We start from the raw sequence: 21,300 nt of genomic DNA, 5'->3' as shown, positions 1-21,300 counted from the left end.
AAAAGCAACTGTAGGAGCAAAAACACCAGAAGAAAATAAATCTACTAAACCAACAATTAAACCAGTAAAAGTTGGAGACAAAGAAATTACAGGAACTGCAAGTCCAAATGCAATAGTTAATGTAACTTATCCAAATGGAGATGTTACTGAAACAACAGCTGATCCTAATGGTAATTGGTCTGTTGATGCACCAGAAGGAATGACAGAAGGTCAAACTATTAGTGCAACAGCAACAGAAGGTGGAAAAGCACCATCAGATGCAGTTGAAGCAAAGGTTAAAGGAAATAAACCAGCAGTTGATGATCAAACTACTATTGATGATTCTAACAGTAAACCAGTAGAACCTACTAATGAAAATCAAGGTACTGGCGTAATTGTTAACAACCCACAAGGTACTACAATAACTGCTGAAGATGAAGATGGTAGATATGTACCAGTTTCAATTGATCCAATAACTGGAGAAATCAGAGTTTATCCAGGAAGTGATGTTGATGGTCCTATTAAGGTTACTATCACTGATAAGGATGGAAATGTAAGAGTTATTTATATTGATGTTATCGGACACGCTATGGGCAGAGATGACAATCGCAATGGCTATGTAGGAGATAGAGATAATTATTGGTTCTTGCCAGGAATTATCCGCAGACATGATAGAGTTGAAACTCATCCAGTTTATACAGTAGTTCCTGAAAAAACTACAGTTGGCACACCAGTTCACGATACTTTATGGTATGTATTCCATATAAACGAATACGAATATGAAGTTGTAAGAAATGGCGTTGTTACTAAGAGAATAATGGATGTAACTCCTGTTATCCAAAATGACAGAACAATGCTTCCATTAAGATATGTAGCAGAAGCTATTGGCGCTGATGTTCAATGGGATGTTAAGACTAGAACTGCAACATTCACTAAGAATGGTTTAACTGCAAGCATTCAAATTGACAGCGATGAAATTGTTCTTTCTAACGGAAAGACTATAAAGATGGATTCTAAACCTCTTAACATTAAGGACAGAATTCTAGTTTCTGTAACTAATGTTGCTAATGTATTTGGTATGACTAACGGAAATACTCTTGACGGTAGTGACCAAGACATTGAATGGAATCAAAATGATAAGACAGCTACAATTTATATTAGAAGATAATTTCTATAATTTGTAGACCAAAGAAAGACCGAGCAATCGGTCTTTTCTTTTACATATTTTTGGACTTTGTATATATGATAGAGTCCCTTTTTTATGATATTTTAATATAAATTTTATGGAAATTAAGCAATTGGCAAAGTGAAAAGGAGATTTATTTAAAAGGTTTTGTATAATATAAAAGAGCAAAGGTAAAATATAATTTACCTTTTAATAAGGATGTAAAAGCAAAGGAAAAATTTTACCTTTGTTTTATATAATTTTTTTATCTTATTTTTCCTATGTAAAATTAATTACCACAAGCTTTTTAAGATTTTTTGTGTTATAATGTCAAAAGAAAGAACTTGAGACCGAGGGAAATCTCGGTCTTTTTTATGTGCGAAAATGATTTAGGAGAATATATTGAGATTTAACGAATTAAATTTATCGAGAGAAGTTTTACAGGCAATTGATGATATGGGTTTTGAGAAAGCATCAGAGGTGCAGGAGCACACTATCCCAAAAATTTTAGAGGGATGCGACCTTCTTGCGCAGGCTCAAACGGGTACAGGCAAGACTGCATCTTTTGGAATTCCAATGATAGAAAAAATTGCAGATAATAATTATGAGTCTTTGCAGGCTCTTGTACTTGTTCCAACGAGAGAACTTGCAAGACAAGTTTCTGAGGAGCTTCAAAAACTTGCAAAGCACAAAAAATTTATAAGGGTCCTTGCTATTTATGGCGGAGCAGACATGGGAAAGCAGCTTAGAGAGTTAAAGAAGGGCATAAGCATTGTGGTTGGGACGCCTGGTAGGGTAATGGACCACATGAAGAGGAAGACTATTGATTTATCCAGTTTAAAATTTTTGACTCTTGATGAAGCTGACGAGATGTTTGATATGGGCTTTAGGGATGACATGAAAACTATTATCGAGAAGACTAATCAAGAGAGACAAACTTTATTTTTCTCAGCAACTTTTGACAATGACATAAAGGAATTTTCAAAGCTTTATCAAAAAAATCCAGAGAAAGTTATTATTGAGAAAAAGGAACTCACTGCAGAAAAGATTGAGCAATTTTATTTGGAATTAAATAGGAATATGAAAACAGAAATTTTAAACAGGCTCATTTTAATTCACAAGCCAAAGAAGTCTATTATTTTCTGCAACACCAAGAGAATGGTAGAGCATTTGGAAGACGAAATTGCTCAAAGGGGTTATAAGGTGGACTCTCTTCATGGAGATATGCGTCAGTCTTCTAGGGATAATGTCATGAAAAAATTTAGAAATGGGACAATTGATGTTTTAATTGCAACAGATGTGGCTGCTCGTGGTCTCGACGTTTCTGACATAGACATTGTTTTTAACTACGATTTGCCACAGCAAGCTGAGTATTATGTGCACAGAATTGGTCGTACGGCAAGAGCTGGTAAAAAGGGTCTTTCTTTTTCTTTTGTAACTTCTAAGGACTATCCTAAGTTTAAGGAAATTGAAAAATATGCAAAGATTAAGATGAAAAAATTAGCTTTGCCTACTAAGTTTGATGTAGAAAGAGAAAACTTGGACAATTTATTTAATAAAGTAAACAAAAATATTTTAAAGGCAGAAGAACTTGAGGACTACACAGAAGTTTTAAATAAGCTTTTAGCTCAAGGTTACAGTCTTTATGACATCAGCGCATCACTTCTCAAGATGCTTAATGAGTCTTCCAAGAAAAAGAACATAAGAGAGCTTGAAAAAGTAGACTATGGAAGAAAATTTGAAATTTCAAAAGCAAGTGCTTCTGATAATTCAAGGAAGAATAGAGAAAAAGACAAGTCTGTCAAAAAAATCAAAGGACCAAAAATTTTCATCAACAAGGGCAAGAGGGACGGTCTCGATTCTCGTGAAATTATAAAATTCATTGGCAAGCATACAAATGTAGCTCTAAGTGATATTGGAAGGATTAACATTATGCCAAACTTTAGCTTTGTGGAAGTCCCAAAAAATATGATTAAGGAAGCCATAAAAGATATTGATGGCAAAAAAATTAAAGGCAAGACTCTTAAAGCAGAGTATTCTGAAAAATAAAATTGATTTTTTGAACTCCTCCTGTGAAAATTTTTCACAGTGAGGAGTTTTTTATTATATTTAGATTATAAATTTAAGTCACAAAAAAGGAGGTCAAGCCTCCCTTATATAATTTATTATTTATCGTATGAAATTTTAAAATAATCTAAGTAAGTTTTAAAATTATCTTGTGCTGATAAGCACGTGTCAAGTAAAAATCCTCTCTCTTTTTTATAATTTGAAAGTCCTCTGTAATAGAAAAATTTTAAATCGTCATTAATAATAAAGGGAACAAGATCATTCTTTAGGCATTCTTTTAAGATTATTAATCTACCAACTCTGCCATTTCCGTCTTGGAAGGGATGAATTTTTTCAAATTTGTAGTGAAAGTCAATTATATCTTCAATAGTTTTTGCTCCCCTTTTCTCGTAGGAGGCCAAAAGTTTTTTCATCTCATGAGCCACATTTTCTGGTAAAGCTGTCTCATATCCTCCAACCTCATTTGGATATGCCTTATATTCCCCAACATTAAACCAGTCTTTTTTTGAATCACTTGTTCCAGACTTTAAGGTTTTGTGAAGATTCTTGATAAATTCTTCTGTCAAAGCTTCATCATATAAGTCAATGATTTTATCAATAGTTTGAAAATGATTTAGGGTTTCTATAATATCGTCAATGTTTAAAGAACTATTAGCATCATCAAGACCAATTGTATTAGTTTCAAAAATTAGTCTAGTTTGTTCTTCGCTCAATTTACTTCCCTCAATATGATTGGAATTATAAGTAAATTCAACTTGTAATTTGTGATAAATTCCGCCGCTTATTTTATTGTTTTTTTCATATTTTAATATATCCAATAAATTTCTTTCCATAAGTGTATTATATCCTTTTTAAAGGTAATCAGCAATAAATTAGGCTTTTGACAAACTTTTATTTTTATTTTGGATAATAAAAAATGTTATGAAGAAAAGTTATATAAATTATTGATTGATCATAAGATTGTAATCAAAATGATTAGAGGATTTTTATTTGCAAATTTTTTATGACAAACTCTGTTATAATGTAGTAAGGAGGTTTTTTATGGATAATAAATTTTTAATCATAGATGGAAGTTCACTTTTTTTCAGAGCCTTTTACGCTCTTCCTCTTTTGAAAACTAAGAGAGGCCTTTACACAAATGCAATTTATGGATTTGTCATGATGGTGGAAAATGCCATTGAGAAGATAAATCCTACTCATGTGGCAGTTTGTTTTGACATGAAAGGGAAGACTTTTAGGTCTGACATTTATAAGGACTACAAGGGCACTAGGCAAAAGACTCCAAATGAACTTGAACAACAATGGCCTCTTGTCCGTGACATTTTAAACTTGATGAATATAAAAATTTTGGAATCGCCTGTCTATGAAGCTGACGATATTGCAGGAACTCTTTCAAAGCTTGCCAGCCAAGAAAATTTTGAGACTTATCTTTTAACTGGCGACAAGGATTATTTCCAACTTGTAGATGACAAGACCAAGGTCCTTTTAACTCGCAAGGGCATAACAGAAATGGACATCATAACAGTTGATAGTCTAAAGGAAAAATATGGTCTTGAACCATGCGAATTTATTGAACTAAAAGCACTTATGGGAGATCAATCTGATAATATTCCAGGGATTTATGGAATTGGAGAAAAAACTGGTCTTAAATTAATTCAAGAGTTTAAAAATATTGAAAATCTTTATGACAATATTGACCATGTCTCTGGCAAAAAACTAAAGGAAAAGTTAATTGATGGAAAAATGTCTGCCTTTATGAGCAAAAAGTTGGGGACAATTGTAAGAAATGTGCCTATTGAAGAATCTTTAGATGACTTCAAAAAAGTTGACTACGATTATGAAAATCTTTCAAAGATGTATAGGGACTTTGAATTTAATTCTATGCTTGATAGACTTCCAGAAGAGTATAGGAAAGAAGAAGTTGAAGAAATTTCTGAAGATAATTTTAAATTTAAGGAAATAAAAAACCTAGATGACTTTATAGAAAAAGCAAGAGAAGAAAAGTCTTTTGCCTTTAAATTCATAAGTGACGGCAAAATTTATGAAGATGTTAAACCAATTTATCTAGCACTAAAGGTTAAGTATGAACTTGTAAATTTCATTTCGTGGGAAAATATTGATTTCAAGAAGTTAAAGGAAGTCGTGGAAGATGAGAACATAGAGAAACTTGGCTATGACCTCAAAGAAGACATAATAATATTAATGGATCTTGACATTGACATAAAAAATTATGGTCATGATGTAGTTATTGCCGAATATATTTTAAATTCTACAAAGAGCGACTATGATATAAATAAAATTTCCATGGAATACTTTAAAAATGGATATATGGACGAAGAGGACTTCTTGGGCAAGGGAGCAAAGAAAAAAACTTATGCCGACTTAGATGAAGAAGAACTCTTTAAGTATTTTGCCTTCATGTTAAATACAATTTACAAATTGGAAGATCTTCAAAGGCAAAAAATCAAAGAAGAGGAGATGACTTCTCTCTACAAGGATATGGAGCTGCCCCTAGTTGAAGTTCTTGCTTCCATGGAATATGTGGGCATCAACACTGACGAGGCTGTCCTCGATGAAATTGACGAAAAAATCACTTTAATGCTAAAGGACTTGGAAGAAGAAATTTATAAAGAAGCCGACGAAGAGTTTAACATCAATTCGCCAAAGCAATTGGGTGTAATTTTGTTTGAAAAGATGGACTTCCCAGTTATAAAAAAGACAAAGACGGGTTATTCAACTTCTGCTGATGTTTTGGAAAAGCTTCGTGGCAAGGGAAAAATCATTGACAATATTTTAGATTACAGAAAATTTTCTAAGTTAAAGTCAACTTACATTGATGGACTTAAAGCTGTTATAAATAAAAAGACCAATCGCATTCACTCAAGATTTATGCAAACTGTGACTGCAACGGGAAGAATTTCATCTACTGAGCCAAATCTTCAAAACATTCCAATAAAAACTGAAGAGGGAAGACTAATTAGAAAGGCATTTTTGGCATCAGAAAATTCAGTTTTAGTTGATGCCGACTACTCACAAATTGAGCTTAGGGTCTTAGCGGCACTTTCAAGGGACCAAGAAATGCTTGATGCTTTCAAACATGGCTTGGACATTCACAGAAAAACTGCATCAGAAGTATTTCATGTGGACTATGACGATGTCAATGACCTTCAAAGGTCTGAGGCAAAGGCTGTAAATTTTGGAATTGTCTACGGAATTTCTGACTACGGACTTTCACAAAACCTAAATATACCAAGGAAGGCTGCCAAGGAATACATCGACAATTATTTGGGACACTTTGTTGGAATAAAAAATTATATGTCAGAGGAAATTGAAGAAGGCAAGAAGAAGGGTTATGTTGAGACAATTTTTAAGAGGAGAAGATACATTCCTGAACTTGAAGCAAAGAACTTTAACATAAGAAGCTTTGGCGAGAGAATTGCTCTTAACACACCAATCCAAGGTTCTGCAGCAGACATTATAAAAATTGCCATGGTAAAAGTTTATAATGAGCTTAAAAAGAGAAAACTGAAGTCTAAATTAATAATTCAAATTCATGACGAACTTGTAGTTGATGCAGCAGAAGATGAAGTTGAAGAAGTTAAAAAAATCATGAAGGACTTAATGGAAAATTCTGTTGACTTAAATGTAAAACTTTCCGTTGACATGAACACTGGGGCAAATCTCTATGAATCAAAATAAAGTTATTGGACTTACAGGCTCAATTGCAACGGGAAAATCTCAGGTCTCAAATTATTTAAGGGACAAGGGCATAAAAGTTGTAGATGCAGATTTAATTGCAAGAGACCTTGTAGATATTCCCATAGTTAAAGATGAAATAAAAAAAGCTTTTGGGGAAAATATTTATGTAAATAAAAATATGGACAGAAAAAAACTTGCAGAAATTGTTTTTAACAATGATAAAAAAAGAGATATTTTAAATGATATAATGCATCCTCATATTTATAAAATTATTTTAGATGAAATAAAAAATTCAAAAGAGATTGTCTTTGTAGATATACCTTTACTTTTTGAGAATGAGAAAGTGAATGAAAAATTTGGACTTAAATTTGACGAAATTTGGCTTGTCTATGTGGATAGAGAAACACAAATAGAAAGACTAATGAAGAGAGACGGGATTTCTAGGGATTATGCAGAGAAAAAAATAAATTCGCAAATTTCTGTTGAAGAAAAAAGAAAAAAAGCTGATGTCATAATAGACAACAGATTTACGGTAGAAGAAACTTTCATGCAAGTGGAAGAAAACTTAAAAAGATAAAAAAATAAGATGTGTTGGCAAGTAGCTGGCACATCTTTTTAATGAAAATTTTATAAAATATAAAAATAACTTTACAATTCATGAATTCTTTGTTAAGATATAACTTGTCCTAGGGGTATAGTTCAGTTGGTAGAACATTGGTCTCCAAAACCAAGTGTCGTGGGTTCGAGTCCTGCTACCCCTGCCAATTACTGATTGCGCAAGCAGTCAGTTTTTTTATGCCCATTTTTAAAATTTATATTATAGTTACTCTACACATTGATAAAATGGGAATTTCTATTGAATTTATTTAAAAATTTTTTATAACTATGATATAATTATATATTATGAATTGGAGGTCAACATGAAAGAAAAATTACTTGGAATCAAAGATGAATCCATGAAACTTTTAAATGAAGTTAATACAATTAAAGAAATAGATGAACTTAAAGTTAAATACTTAGGCAAAAAGGGCGAACTTACTCAAATCCTAAAGGGTATGAAAGACCTTTCTAATGAGGAAAGACCTGTAATGGGAGCTCTTGCCAACGAAGTGCGTGAAGCTATTGAAAAGTCAATTGAGGAAAAGAAAAATGAAATTAATAACAGAATTTTGGAAAAGAAACTTCACGATGAGAGAATTGATGTCACTTTAAAGACTGACGATATTATTTTGGGACATAGACATCCTTTAAAGAAAACTCTTGAGGATCTTGAAGATTTATTTACACACATGGGCTTTACTGTTTATGATGGGCCAGAAATCGAAACTGTGGAAAACAATTTTGATCTTCTTAATGCTCCAAAGGATCACCCTTCAAGAGATATGTCTGATACTTTTTATTTTGACAAAAATACAATTCTTAGGTCACAAACATCCCCTGTTCAAATTAGAGCAATGAAGGAACATGGCGCTCCAATTCGCATGATATGTTCTGGTAGAGTTTTCAGATCTGACGAAGTTGATGCAACTCACTCACCAATGTTTCATCAACTTGAAGGACTCGTTGTTGACGAAAAGATTTCTGTTGCAAATTTAATTGACACTTTAAATTATTTTGTTAAGTCTTTCTTTGGCGAAGATATGAAGACTAGATTTAGACCTCACTATTTCCCATTTACTGAGCCAAGTCTTGAAGTTGATACTACTTGCCCATCTTGTGGCGGCAAGGGATGTCCTGCTTGTTCTTATACTGGATGGTCAATGGAACTTTTGGGATGCGGGATGGTTCATCCTAATGTTCTCAGAAACTGTGGCATTGATCCTGAAAAATATTCTGGATTTGCTTTTGGTATGGGTATCGACAGAATTGCAATGGTTAGGTACAAAATCACTGATATTAGAATGATGTTTGAAAACAACAAGAAGTTCTTGGAACAATTTTAAGGAGATAGAGATGTTATTACCAATTAAATGGCTTAAAGATTATGTTGATTTCGATTTTGATGTAAAAAAACTTGCAGATGGACTTTCTAATTCTGGTTCTCATGTTGAATCTATTATGAAACCTTCTGAAGGTTTAGATAAAATTGTAGTTGGGAAAATTGAAAAAATAGAAAAACATCCTGATGCAGACAAGCTAGTTATTTGCTCTGTAAATATTGGCGATGAAGTTTTGCAAATTGTAACTGGTGCGCCAAATGTTTTTGAAGGTGCTATTGTTCCAGTTGCTCTTCATGGTTCAACTCTTGCTAGTGGTCAAAAGATTAAAAAGGGAAAACTTCGTGGAGTTGAGTCCAATGGAATGCTTTGCTCTCTTGAAGAACTTGGCTTTGAAAATTCTGTAATTCCTAAGGAAGCGAGAAATGGAATTTTCATCTTTCCAGAGGGAACTGAAATTGGAAAATCTGCCTTGGAAACTCTTTTTATGGACAGTGAAATTCTTGAACTTGAAATCACTCCAAATAGACCAGACTGTTTAAGCATTATGGGTATGGCTGTGGAAACTGCCGCATCCTTTGATTTAAAGACTAAGCACAATGATATAAAAATTAATGAAGAAGTTTCTGATTTTTCAGAATTTTTTGATGATATTGTACTTGAAACTGAAAACTGCAAGAGATATTATTCAAAGATTTTAAGAAATATTAAGATTGGACCATCTCCACTTTGGTTACAAGCTTATCTTATGCAAGCTGGAGTTAGACCAATTTCTAATATTGTTGATTTGACAAATTTTGTAATGCTTGAATACGGTCAACCACTTCATGCCTTTGATTTAGATAGCCTAACAAACAAAAAAATTGTAGTTAGAATGGCAGAAGACGGAGAAGAAACTGTAACACTTGACGGAGAAACTAGAGAATTAACAAGTGATGATATTTTAATCACTGACGGAAGTGAAATTATTGGTCTTGCAGGAATAATGGGCGGACTTGATTCTGAAATCACAGACAAGACTGTTAATGTACTTTTAGAAGGTGCCAACTTCAACAAGGAAAACATCAGAAAAACTTCAAGAAGACTTAATCTTAGAAGTGAAGCATCATCAAGATTTGAAAAGGGAATTGATATAAATCTAGCAAAGGCAAGTGTAGATAGAGTTTGTCAACTTGCTGAAATGCTTGGCATTGCTGAAGTTGTTGGCGGAAATAAAGATGTTGGAAACTTTGAAAAAGCTCAAAAAGAAATTAAGTTGAGACAAGAAAAAGTAAATGACTTAATTGGCCTTGACTTTAGCATGGATGAAATTGCCAATATTTTAAATAGACTTGAAATTGAAACTGATGTCAAGGATACTTATTTAATTGCAAAAATCCCAAGCGTTAGACTTGACCTTGAGATTGAAGAAGATTTAATCGAAGAAATTGCAAGAATTTATGGCTATGACAATGTTACTCCTAAGAAATTAAGGGGAACACTTACTGTTGGAAGAAAGCCAGTTTTTAGAAATGTTGAAGACAGAATTAAAAATATTTTAATTGGTCTTGGATATTCTGAATTTATGACTTATTCTTTTGTCAGCCCATCTTCTTATGAAAAGGCAAATTATGATGAAGATGAAAAAAATATAATTAAGATTTTAAACCCTCTTGGAGAAGATTATTCAATTATGAGGACAACTCTTGTGCTTTCAATGATTGATGCCCTTGCTAAAAACTATGCCAGAGGTAACGAAAATGTTGGCGGATTTGAAGTTGGAAATACTTTCTTCCCAAATGAAGAGGAACTTCCTTCTGAAAAGTTAAAACTTACAATGGGATTTTATGATCTAGGAGATTTTTATTACTTAAAGGAATCTATCGAAAAGATTTTGTGGTATCTTGGAATCAATGACCTTGAAGTTAGAAGAAAAGAAGTTAGTTTCTTGCATCCAGGCAGGTCTGCTGAATTTATTTTAAAGGGCGAAAGCCTTGGAGTTTTTGGAGAAGTTCATCCAAAGGTTCTTGAAAATTATGGTTTAAAGAAGAAAGCTTATGTAGCAGAGCTTGACTTTGATAAAATTGTTGAAAATACTATTGATAATTACACTTATAAAGACCTTCCAAAATTCCCAACTATGAAGAGAGATTTTGCCTTTGTAATGGATAGAGATGTGGATTCAGTTGAACTTGAAAAAATCTCTAAGAAATATGGCAAAGAGCTTTTGGAATCTTTTAAAGTTTTTGACATTTACGAAGGAGAAAACATAGAAGAAGGAAAGAAATCTGTAGCTTTCTCACTTGTATTTAGAGCAGCTGAGAGAACTCTAGAAGATGCTGAAGTTACAGAAATTTGTGAAAAGATAGTTGCTGAGATTGAAAGTGAAATTAAGGCTAAACTAAGATCCTAAGGAGGCTATTATGTCCGATGCAAAGAGAATCGAAGTCACTATTGACGGAATGAGATTTTTCGTCTGTGGTAATGACAACGAAAAATATATTAAGGACCTTGCAAAAGAACTTGACGGTAAAATCAAGGAAACTGCAAGAAGCAATTACAAATTAAATCAAGTGCAGAGTCTTGTGCTCTGTGCCCTAAATATTTTAGATGATTTGGAAAAGATGAAGTCTGACAAAATTGACTTGGCAAATTCAAGTGACGACAAAAAAGAAATCATGGAAAAAATGGAAGAAATTAAAGATTTAAAGAAACAACTTTCAATTTTCGAAGAAGAAAACAAAAAGGTAAATAAAAATTTCAGAGAAGTTCAACAAAAATCTCTTGATGTAGAGGACAGAAATAGAAAGATAAATAGGGATCTTCTTGAAAAGAATAAAGAAATTAACGATTTAAAAGAAGAAATTCAAAAACTTGAGGGAAATATTTCCACTTTAGAAGAAAAAAATAATAGTGCATCGAGAAGAATAATTGATTTGACAAGAGAACTGGAAAATCTTTATGAAGAAAAATAAATATGAACTCTTAGCACCTGCTGGGGATATGGCTGCTCTTAGGGCGGCTGTATCGGCAGGTGCTAATGCTGTTTATTTGGGCTATGCCGAATTTTCTGCAAGGGCAAAGGCAAAAAATTTTGACAAGGAGGAACTAAAGACTGCGATAAATTATGCTCATTTTAGAGATGTAAAAATTTATGTGACCTTCAATATTTTAATTGCAGATTTTGAAATAAAAAGAGCCATGGAAAGCGTAAAAATGCTTTATGAAATTGGAGTAGATGCCCTTATTTTGCAAGATATTGGTATTGCTAGTGAAATTAGGAAGAATTTTCCAGATTTTGAGGTTCATGCATCAACTCAGATGGCGGTAAATAATTTTTATGGGGCAAAATTTTTAAAGGAAATGGGATTTTCTAGACTTGTCCTTGCTCGTGAAACTCCACTTTTTGAACTGGAAAAAATTAGGGAGCTAGACATTGATGTGGAGACTTTTATTCATGGGGCCTTGTGCGTTTGTTACTCTGGAGAATGTCTCATGTCCTCTATGATTGGCGGAAAATCTGGCAATCGTGGAGAGTGTGCCCAAGCTTGCAGAAAGTCTTATGAGATTATAGATTTTGATAAAAATAAAGTTGGCAAGAGACTTTATTATATTTCGCCAAAGGATTTAAATACCCTAGATGATGTTGCAAAAATAATAAATGCAGGTGGCTACTCTTTAAAGATTGAGGGGCGAATGAAAAACCCAGAGTATGTTTACACAGTTGTAGCATCCTACAAGAAATCACTGGAAGATAAACTCACGCTCGAGGACAAAAAGGATACAGAACAAGTTTTTAACAGAGGCTTTACTAAGGGGCTTTTTAATGGGGATTTTGGAAATGACTTTATCTCATCAGACAGACCTGACAATAGAGGAGTTGAAGTTGGAAAAGTTCTTGAGGCTTCAAAAAATTCTGCAAAAATTATTTTTAATGAGGATGTATTTGAGGGAGATGGGCTAGAATTTATTTCTAATAGTGGTAGATTTGGCATGAGGGCAAAGAATCTTTATGAGGCAAATATTCCTCATGAAATAAATTTATTTAAGGCTCCAATAATAAACTCTAAAGTAAATAGAACTTATTCAAAAAAACTTTATGAAAAAGTTGATAGAAAAATTGAAAATACTGATTACAGAAGAGATTTAGATGTAGAAGTAAAAATTAAAATTGGAGAAAAGCCTTTTATTAATGTTAAATCAGGCAATCTCGAAGCAAGTTATGAACTAGATAGGCTGGTTGAAGTTGCAAAAAAATCTGGACTTGATAGAGGAAGAGTCATAGAAAATATTTCAAAGACTGGCGACAGTATTTTCCAAGTTAAAAATATTGAATTGGACTTAGATGACAATGCCTTCTTGCCAATTTCTGCAATTAATGAACTTAGAAGGGAAGCTACAAAAATTTTAGAAAATAAAATTTTGGAGAGTTCCGTTAATAGGATTGAAGTAGAAAATAATTTAGAAAGCAAAAATTTTGGAGAGCAAAATAAAGATAAGAGAAGTAAAATAAAAGTATTTTTCAACAAATTTAAAGATTTGGAAAATTCATCTTTAAAAGACATCGACGAAGTTATAATTCGTGCCAAAGATTTAGGAAAATTCAATGAAAAATATAAGGACAGAGAAGTTTCGATTTTCCTAGACAAATTCTATTCCTATAAGGAATTGGAAAATTTAAGAGAATATATTTTAAAAAATGAAAATGTTAGAGGAATTTGGGCAAATAATCTCTCTGAATATTATATTTTTAAGGACGATGACATTGAAATCAATGGCGATATTGGTCTAAATGTATTTAATAAATTTACTTCGGACTTTTTTAAGGATTTAGGTTTTAAGTCTCTTACACTTTCGCCAGAATTAAATAGCAGTCAAATTCAAAAAATTATAAATAAAAATGATGCTGAGATAAATCTTATTTCTTATGGGCGAGTGCCAGTCATGACTATGAAACACTGTCCCTTATCAGTCATAAAAAATTGCAGAGACGAGAAATCTTGTCCATCATGTAAGTATAAAAATTATCTCTTGAGGGACGAGAAAAATGTGGACTTTGAAGTCCTAAGGCAAAATACCTTTACTGAGATTTTTAATTCTTATCCAATTCTACTTGATGGTTATGTGAATAAACTTTTGGATAATAAGATAAGTCTTTTTATCTTAGCAGATGAATTTACTGATGAAGTCATAAAATTATACAAAAATTACAAGAAAGATGACTTTAGAAAGATAAAAAAGAAATTAGAAGACAAGTACCAAGAGGTAACTAAGGGACATATTAATAGGGGGATTGTCAGTGGATAATTCTTTTAAAAGAGCAGCAAAAACTTTAGAGTTTGATAAAGTTTTGTCTGAACTTAAAAACCTTGCAAGTGCAAGTATTACAAATGAATATATTGAAGGGGTGGAGATTTCCACAGACTTTTATGAGATAAAAGAAAGACTGAATGAAACTAATGAGGCATTAAAATTAGTATTGGCAAAGGGAGAGCCCCCACTTTTTGGAATTGTTGACGTAAAAAGCATTATAAAGCGTGTGGAAATTGGTGGCGGACTTTCTGCTTCCTCCCTTTTAAAAGTTTCTGATTTTTTAAGAGTTTCAAGGGGACTTAAAACTTATTTAAAGAGAGATTCTAATAGCGACGAGCAAATAAAATTAAATTACATCGACAAGTTAATTGAAGATCTTTATACAGACAAAAGCCTTGAAGATGAGATAAATTCAAAAATTATTTCTGAAGAAGAGATAGCCGATGACGCATCTCATGAACTTTTGAGAATAAGAAGGGGAATTGCTGCAAAAAAAGATTCTATAAAAAACAAATTAAGTGGAATTTTATCTTCTCATGCAGACTTTTTGCAAGATGCCATAGTTACTCTTCGTGATGGCAGGTATGTTGTGCCTGTGAAAATTGAAAATAAGTCCAAGGTTAGGGGGCTTGTTCATGATATTTCAGGCTCTGGGCAAACTGCCTACATTGAACCTATGGCGGTAGTAGATGCCAACAATGAACTCAAGGAACTTTACTTAAAAGAAAACAATGAAATCGAAAAAATACTTAGAGAGCTTTCAGAATTAGTTGCAGAATCTGCCGAGGGAATAAAGTCAAACCAAGACAAGTTAATTGAGCTAGACTTTATTTTTGCAAAGGCAAAGCTTGCCATAAATTATCATGCAAATATGCCAAGACTTAATAATGATGGCAGGATTAATTTAATAAATGCCTACCATCCTTTCTTGGATAGAAAAATTGCAGTACCTATTGACATAAATCTTGGGGTTGATTTTTCTTCGCTAATTATCACTGGACCAAACACTGGCGGTAAGACTGTGAGTTTAAAGACTGTTGGACTTCTTTCTCTTATGACCCAGTATGGACTTTTGATTCCAGCAGAAGAATCATCAGAAATTGCAGTTTTTGAAAAAGTCTTTGCAGACATAGGCGATGAACAATCAATTGAGCAGTCTTTATCAACTTTTTCATCTCACATGGTAAATATTGTATATATTTTAAAAAATGTGACAAAAAATTCTCTTGTCCTCTTTGACGAACTTGGTGCAGGTACTGATCCAACAGAAGGTGCAGCACTGGCAAGGGCAATAATGGAATTTATGTTAGAAAGAGACATAAGGTGTATCTCAACAACTCACTACAATCAGTTAAAGGTTTATGCCCTTACAATTGAAGGGGTTGCCAACGCAAGTATGGAATTTGATGTTGACAGCCTTTCTCCAACTTATAGACTTTTAATTGGAGTGCCAGGAAAATCAAATGCTTTTGAGATTTCAAGACGTTTGGGACTTACAGATGAAATTATTGAAAAATCAAAAAAACTCTTGTCTTCAGAAAATATTGAATTTGAAGATGTCTTAAAGTCCATTGACGAGGACAGGACTAAGATAAGAGAATACAAGGAAGAGCTTGAGAGAGAAAAAATTGACTTAGAAAAGGAAAACAAGAGACTTCAAGCTAAACTTAAAAATTTGGAAGATCAAAAAGAAAAGATTTTAGAAAAATCTCGTGAAGAAGCTAAGAGACTTTTATTAAACACAAAAGAAAATGTTGAGATAATTTTATCTGAGATAAATGAAGTTAGAGATAATATTAGTTCTGAAAATTCCAAGAGAATTCAAGAGGCGCAGGACCTTTTGCGTGAAAGTATAAAAAATTCAAGAAATAATTCTGAACTTGAAATCAAAAAAGTTTCAAACCCAATAAGAGAGATAAGAGTTGGCGACAAGGTTAGGACTTCTCTTGGTAACATGGCTACAGTAGTTGAATTGCCAGATAACAAGGGCAATGTACTTGTTCAGTCGGGCATTATGAAAATGAAAATGCCAAAGGAAAGTTTGACGAGAATTGATGTGCAAGAGGACACAACTAAGCACAACACTAGAAACATTTTGAGAAATAAGGCTTCTAATGTTAAGAGTGAAATTGATATTAGGGGGAAAAACTTTGAAGATGCTAGAGATGTTGTTGATAAATATTTAGATGATGCCTATCTTTCTGGACTAAAATCAGTTAGAATAATTCATGGAAAGGGCACAGGTGTACTTAGACAAAAACTCAGGGAGCATTTTAGAAATATTAAAATAGTTAAATCTTATAAAGATGCAGAATATAATCAAGGTGGCGACGGTGTAACTGTCGTAACATTAAAGTAAGGAGTCAAGATGATAAATTTTAGAGAAGAAATAATAAAAATACTTGATGAAAAAATTGAAAGTTTGAAGCCAGAAGAAATTGACAAAATGGTAGAAGTACCACCAAATTATGAACTAGGGGACTTTGCCTTCCCAGTTTTTAGCTTGGCAAAAATTTACAGAAAAAATCCTGCCATGATTGCAGAAGAGTTTGCAGGAGAAATCAAGTCAAAATATTTTGAAAAAGTTGAAAACAAAAATGCTTACTTAAACTTTTATATCAACAAAAATATTTTAGCTGAAGAAGTTTTAAGGGAAAGTCTTGAAAGAAAAGAAGACTTTGGAAAAACAAATTACGGAGAAAACAAAAATGTTGTTGTAGAATATTCTTCTACAAATATTGCTAAGCCTTTCCACATTGGTCACATTAGGTCAACTGTAATTGGCGATTCCCTAAAGAGAATTTATAAATTCTTAGGCTTTAATACCATTGCCATTAATCACTTGGGAGACTATGGAACACAATTTGGAATGTTAATTTATGCCTACAAAAATTGGGGAAGTAAAGAAGCAATTGAAAATGATCCAATTAACGAACTTTTAAAACTCTATGTAAAGGTAAATGGAGTTTGCGAAGAAGATGAAAAAGTTAAGGATGAATGTAGATATTGGTTTAAGGAACTTGAAAATGGCAATGAAGAAGCTGTTGAAATTTGGAAATGGTTCAAGGAAGTTTCCTTAAAGGAATTTAACAGAGTTTACGATATGCTTGACATTCGCTTTGACTCTTACAACGGGGAATCTTTCTATTCAGATAAGATGCCTGGATTAATAGAAGAGTTGCGTGAAAAAAATGTGCTAGAAGAATCAGAGGGTGCTGAGGTAATTAATCTTGATGAGTATGATCTTCCTCCAGCTATAGTTGTAAAGAGTGATGGCACGACAATTTACCTAACAAGAGATTTGGCTGCGGCAAAATATAGACATGAAAATTATAAACCTTATAAAAATATTTATGTTGTTGGAAGTCAACAAAGTCTTCACTTTAAACAACTCAAATCAGCCCTAAAAAAAGCAGGTTTCGACTGGTATGAAGAAATTGTTCACGTTCCATTCGGAATGGTTTCTCTTGAAGATGGAACACTTTCAACTAGAAGGGGTAAAGTAGTTTATCTTGAAGATGTTCTTAATAGGGCAATAGACAAGGTACGTGAAATTCTTGACGATAGAGAAAAAGAACAAGGTCAAAAGATGGAAAACAAGGAAGAACTTGCACAGGCAGTTGGCATTGGTGCAATAAAATTCCAAGAACTTTTTAATGGGAGAATCAAGGACTACACTTTTAATTGGGACAAGACTCTTTCATTTGAAGGAGAAACTGGACCTTATGTGCAATATGTTCACGCAAGGATTTGCTCCCTATTAAAGAAGGGCGACTTTGACATAAATAATGAAATTGACGCAAGCCTTCTTACAGAAGAAAGTGAAATAAATATAATTAGAAGTCTTTACAACTTTACTGATGTTGTAATAGATGCTTGTGAAAAAAATGAACCTTATTTTATAACAAGATACACAGTTGAACTTGCAAAGAACTTTAACAAATTCTACAACCAAACACAAATTTTAGTTGATGATGAAAAATTAAAGAACACTAGACTTATGCTTTGCTACGCAGTTAAAAATGTTATAGCAAGTGGACTTGACTTGCTTGGAATCAAAGCACCAGAAAAGATGTGATGAAATGAATTTTTTTGAAGATTTAAAATTGGTTTATACAAAAGCCTTTAAAGACACTCTTTTAAAAATAAAGAAGGCTCCACAATTTTTAATTTTTCCCTTTATTTATGGAGTAATTTATATGTTGGGATTGTTTTTAATTGGAAGGTTACTTGCCAGAAGCTATGGAACTATAATTGGTTTTATAATTCCACTTTTGACATCCTTAATTTTATCAAGTTATTTTTCTGTTTTAAGTGATTTGATTTACTATAACAGAATAAGCTTTAGGAATTTTAAAGGGACTTTTATAGCATATTTTGCATCAATTTATTCAGTGTATTTTATTTTAATGATATTATCTTGGATAATGCCAGGTATAGGTGTCATGATGGGAGCTACAACTCTTGTTGGTTCAATAATTACTATTGCTCTTAATCCAATTGCGGAATCAATTTATATAAGAGGAGAGTATTACACATCAGCCTATACTCACTCGCTTGAGTTTATGAAGGAAAATTTTCTACTTTGGACCCTACCATTTTTGATTTATCTTGGTATACTTCATCTCCTAGGATTTGATTTTACCTATATGATAGTATCGAATTCAATTGTGGACCTTCCTCTTGGAGAAAATATTATGACGGGATTATCTTACTTGAATCCTCTTGATCCTAATAATATTAAAATTTTACTTGCCAGCATCATCACTGCTATTTATGCAATATTTAGAGGCAACCTCTACAGGATTTTAGTTGGTTCAACAAGAAGAAAGAGAGCCTACATGGGCGAACTATAAAAATCAAAAATTTATGAAAAGACTTGACTTGGTCAGGTCTTTTTTTATGGAAAAATTTTGCTAGAAATAAAAATAAAATAAATTTAAAATTTAATTGATAGAAAATTTTCTATTTGATAGGATTTAAGTTAAAGATATAAAAAGTTTAAATAAAATATAGGAGGAAATAATGAAAATAATTTCGTGGAATATAGATTCTTTAAATGCAGCCTTGACTAGCGATTCAAATAGGGCACTCATGTCGAGAGCTGTACTTGAGACAATAAAAAATGAAAATCCAGATATAATTGCAATCCAAGAGACAAAATTACCTCACAATGGGCCAAGCAAGAAACATAAGGAAATCTTGGCAGAAATTTTAGGGGATTATGAATATGTTTGGATCTCATCTTGTGAGCCAGCTCGCAAGGGTTACGCGGGAAATATGACTTTTTATAAGAAGGAGTTTGAACCTATAGTGACTTTTCCAAAAATTGGAGCTCCAGACACTATGGATTTTGAGGGAAGAATAATTACACTAGAGTTTGAAGAATTTTTCTTCACGCAAGTTTACACACCAAACGCTGGAGGAGAATTAAAAAGACTTTCCCTAAGACAAATTTGGGACGAGAAGTATGCAGACTACTTGGAAGAACTTGACAAGAAAAAACCAGTCATTGCAACTGGGGATTTTAATGTTGCTCACAAAGAAATCGACCTAGCTCACCCAGAAAATAATCACATGTCAGCTGGTTTTACAGATGAAGAAAGACAAGGATTTACAAATTTACTAGATAGAGGATTTATTGATAGCTTTAGACATATAAATGGAGACCTTGAAGGAGCTTACACTTGGTGGGCACAAAGAGTTAAGACTTCAAAGATAAATAATTCAGGCTGGAGAATTGACTACTTTTTGGTCAGCGACAGAATAAAGGACTTAATTAAAGATTCAAAGATGGTGGACTCTGGAGAAAGACAAGACCACGCTCCTATTTTATTAAATATTGACTTAGATAGATAAAATGAAATCAGAAATTTTAGAAAAAGAGGAAGTTTAATGGAAAATCTTTTTAAGGAAGAAATAAATAAAAAGTTAAAAAATATAGTATTTATAGAACTAAAAGAAGATCATAAAATCGAGGAAGTAACACTAGTTGCTGGTTTCTCAATGCCAATAAAACTAGACTATCTTATAGAGGGAATAAAGGAAAAAGAACTAGAAGAAGAAATAAATCTAGAAAAAATTGTAGAAGCCATGCTTTATCTTTTAGGTCTTGACTCTAAATTTATATATGCAGAAAAATATAAGATAGTCCTAGAAACTTTAAAAATGGATTTAAAGAATTATGCTATGCACAAAGCCTTTATAAATCAAGAGAGAGATCCCTTAGATTCTTATATCTTTTTAAAGGGATATAAAGAAGTAAAGGGAGAAGATGCCGATATAATTTTCAAAGAAGCAAACATATTGGAAGCAATTTACAATAAATTAGAACTAGAAGAAAATTATGAAAAAGCAGATAAACTTCTAAACATAATTATAAAAAAATACAATGAAGTCCTAAATAAAGATGAAACTTATAGCCTTGCCTACTATAGGCTTGCTTATATCAATTTGTCCCTTCAAAAATACATCAAAGCCAATATGTACTTTGAGAAATTCATAAATTTATCAAATAACGAAGAATTAAAAGATGAAGTAAGAAAAGAAATAGAAATAATAAGAGACAATGTAAACTTTGACTCAGCAAAGACATATTTGTCCTACGGAGAATATGATAAGGCATTAAACTTATTAAAAGACATATCAGAAAACTTTAATAAGGACGAGATATATTATTATACCTTAGCCATCACATATTATAATTTGGGAGACCTAGTAAGTGCAGAAGAGTTTGCAAGAGAATCAGTAGATAAAAAAATGTTAGAAGAAAATGTAAACTTATTGTCAACAATATATGCAGGGAAAAATAAACTTGATGAAGCAATAGAAATTTTAAAAATGGGACTTGAAGAAATAGAAGAATCATATCCATTAAATTACAACTTGGGAATAATATATTTGAACAAAAAAGAAAGAGAAAAGGGAATAGAGTACCTTGAAAGGGCTAATAAACTAAAGCCAAATAAAGAATTAGAAAAAATTATAAAAAATTTAAAATAAGTGTTGACATGATATTAAAATCATTGTATACTTAACAAGTTGTCTCGTGAGGCAACACTTCTTAAAAATCGAGTAAAATAATTTGAAAAAATTGTAAAATTTACTTGACAAAGTTTTTTTAAGAAGATATAATAAATAAGCTACTTCAAAGAGTAGCGA

14 protein-coding genes and 1 tRNA gene are annotated in these 21,300 nt (G+C 32.3%); 14 read left to right on the top strand and 1 reads right to left on the bottom strand.

All coding sequences use genetic code 11. From position 1 onward, the window contains the following. Both PTSHG_RS04295 and PTSHG_RS04290 read left to right on the top strand, forming a co-directional pair. Window positions 1–1,147 (top strand): stalk domain-containing protein (locus PTSHG_RS04295; RefSeq protein ID WP_148498694.1); only part of this gene is annotated, 1,147 nt, incomplete at its 5' end. A 399-nt stretch (window positions 1,148–1,546) separates the two neighbouring features. Next, entirely contained in the window at window positions 1,547–3,193 is a 1,647-nt protein-coding gene (locus PTSHG_RS04290; RefSeq protein ID WP_019107655.1) for a DEAD/DEAH box helicase, read from the top strand. A 116-nt stretch (window positions 3,194–3,309) separates the two neighbouring features. Here PTSHG_RS04290 and PTSHG_RS04285 read toward each other — a convergent pair whose 3' ends face one another. Next, window positions 3,310–4,044: a Fic family protein gene (locus PTSHG_RS04285; RefSeq protein ID WP_019107654.1), complete on the bottom strand. Its 735-nt coding sequence runs from the start codon at window positions 4,042–4,044 to the stop codon at window positions 3,310–3,312. A gap of 208 nt (window positions 4,045–4,252) precedes the next feature. On the opposite strand from PTSHG_RS04285, the gene polA reads away from it, so the two are divergent. The 12 genes from polA (at window position 4,253) to PTSHG_RS04225 (ending at window position 21,141) form a co-directional block, all read left to right on the top strand. Beyond that, window positions 4,253–6,910, top strand: coding sequence for a DNA polymerase I (gene polA / locus PTSHG_RS04280; protein ID WP_019107653.1), 2,658 nt, complete (start codon window positions 4,253–4,255; stop codon window positions 6,908–6,910). Beyond that, the gene (coaE, locus tag PTSHG_RS04275; protein ID WP_019107652.1) at window positions 6,897–7,487 is read left to right on the top strand and encodes a dephospho-CoA kinase; all 591 of its coding nucleotides are present in this window, start codon (window positions 6,897–6,899) and stop codon (window positions 7,485–7,487) included. Before polA ends, coaE begins: the two co-directional genes overlap by 14 nt. Before the next feature lie 111 nt (window positions 7,488–7,598). Continuing rightward, window positions 7,599–7,674, top strand: a tRNA-Trp gene (locus tag PTSHG_RS04270). Window positions 7,675–7,830: 156 nt separating this feature from the next. After that, window positions 7,831–8,853, top strand: a complete 1,023-nt coding sequence (pheS, locus tag PTSHG_RS04265) for a phenylalanine--tRNA ligase subunit alpha (RefSeq protein ID WP_019107651.1) — start codon at window positions 7,831–7,833, stop codon at window positions 8,851–8,853. 10 nt (window positions 8,854–8,863) lie between these two features. Further along, the gene (gene pheT, locus PTSHG_RS04260) at window positions 8,864–11,239 is read left to right on the top strand and encodes a phenylalanine--tRNA ligase subunit beta (protein ID WP_019107650.1); all 2,376 of its coding nucleotides are present in this window, start codon (window positions 8,864–8,866) and stop codon (window positions 11,237–11,239) included. A gap of 10 nt (window positions 11,240–11,249) precedes the next feature. Continuing rightward, complete coding sequence (locus PTSHG_RS04255) at window positions 11,250–11,801, top strand: cell division protein ZapA (protein WP_019107649.1); 552 nt, start codon at window positions 11,250–11,252, stop codon at window positions 11,799–11,801. Beyond that, window positions 11,788–14,133 carry a U32 family peptidase gene (locus PTSHG_RS04250; RefSeq protein WP_019107648.1) on the top strand — a complete coding sequence of 782 codons (2,346 nt, stop codon included), beginning with the start codon at window positions 11,788–11,790 and terminating at the stop codon, window positions 14,131–14,133. The genes PTSHG_RS04255 and PTSHG_RS04250 overlap by 14 nt, the downstream gene beginning before the upstream one ends. Continuing rightward, the gene (locus tag PTSHG_RS04245; RefSeq protein WP_019107647.1) at window positions 14,126–16,498 is read left to right on the top strand and encodes an endonuclease MutS2; all 2,373 of its coding nucleotides are present in this window, start codon (window positions 14,126–14,128) and stop codon (window positions 16,496–16,498) included. The genes PTSHG_RS04250 and PTSHG_RS04245 overlap by 8 nt, the downstream gene beginning before the upstream one ends. Window positions 16,499–16,507: 9 nt before the next feature. Next, a complete protein-coding gene (argS, locus tag PTSHG_RS04240; RefSeq protein WP_019107646.1) occupies window positions 16,508–18,217 on the top strand; it encodes an arginine--tRNA ligase in 1,710 nt (569 codons plus the stop codon). A 4-nt stretch (window positions 18,218–18,221) separates the two neighbouring features. Next, on the top strand, window positions 18,222–18,995 hold the full coding sequence (locus tag PTSHG_RS04235) for a hypothetical protein (RefSeq protein ID WP_019107645.1): 774 nt from the start codon (window positions 18,222–18,224) through the stop codon (window positions 18,993–18,995). Between the two features lie 169 nt (window positions 18,996–19,164). Further along, window positions 19,165–19,998: an exodeoxyribonuclease III gene (locus PTSHG_RS04230; RefSeq protein ID WP_019107644.1), complete on the top strand. Its 834-nt coding sequence runs from the start codon at window positions 19,165–19,167 to the stop codon at window positions 19,996–19,998. 36 nt (window positions 19,999–20,034) lie between these two features. Continuing rightward, window positions 20,035–21,141 carry a tetratricopeptide repeat protein gene (locus PTSHG_RS04225; RefSeq protein WP_019107643.1) on the top strand — a complete coding sequence of 369 codons (1,107 nt, stop codon included), beginning with the start codon at window positions 20,035–20,037 and terminating at the stop codon, window positions 21,139–21,141. Window positions 21,142–21,300: the final 159 nt, after the last annotated feature.

It is taken from the genome of Peptoniphilus senegalensis JC140 (assembly GCF_000321025.1).
GTDB classification, from domain to species: Bacteria; Bacillota; Clostridia; order Tissierellales; family Peptoniphilaceae; genus Peptoniphilus_A; species Peptoniphilus_A senegalensis.
Note: the sequence above shows the minus strand (reverse complement) of the source record. Positions and strands in the feature narration are given on the sequence as shown.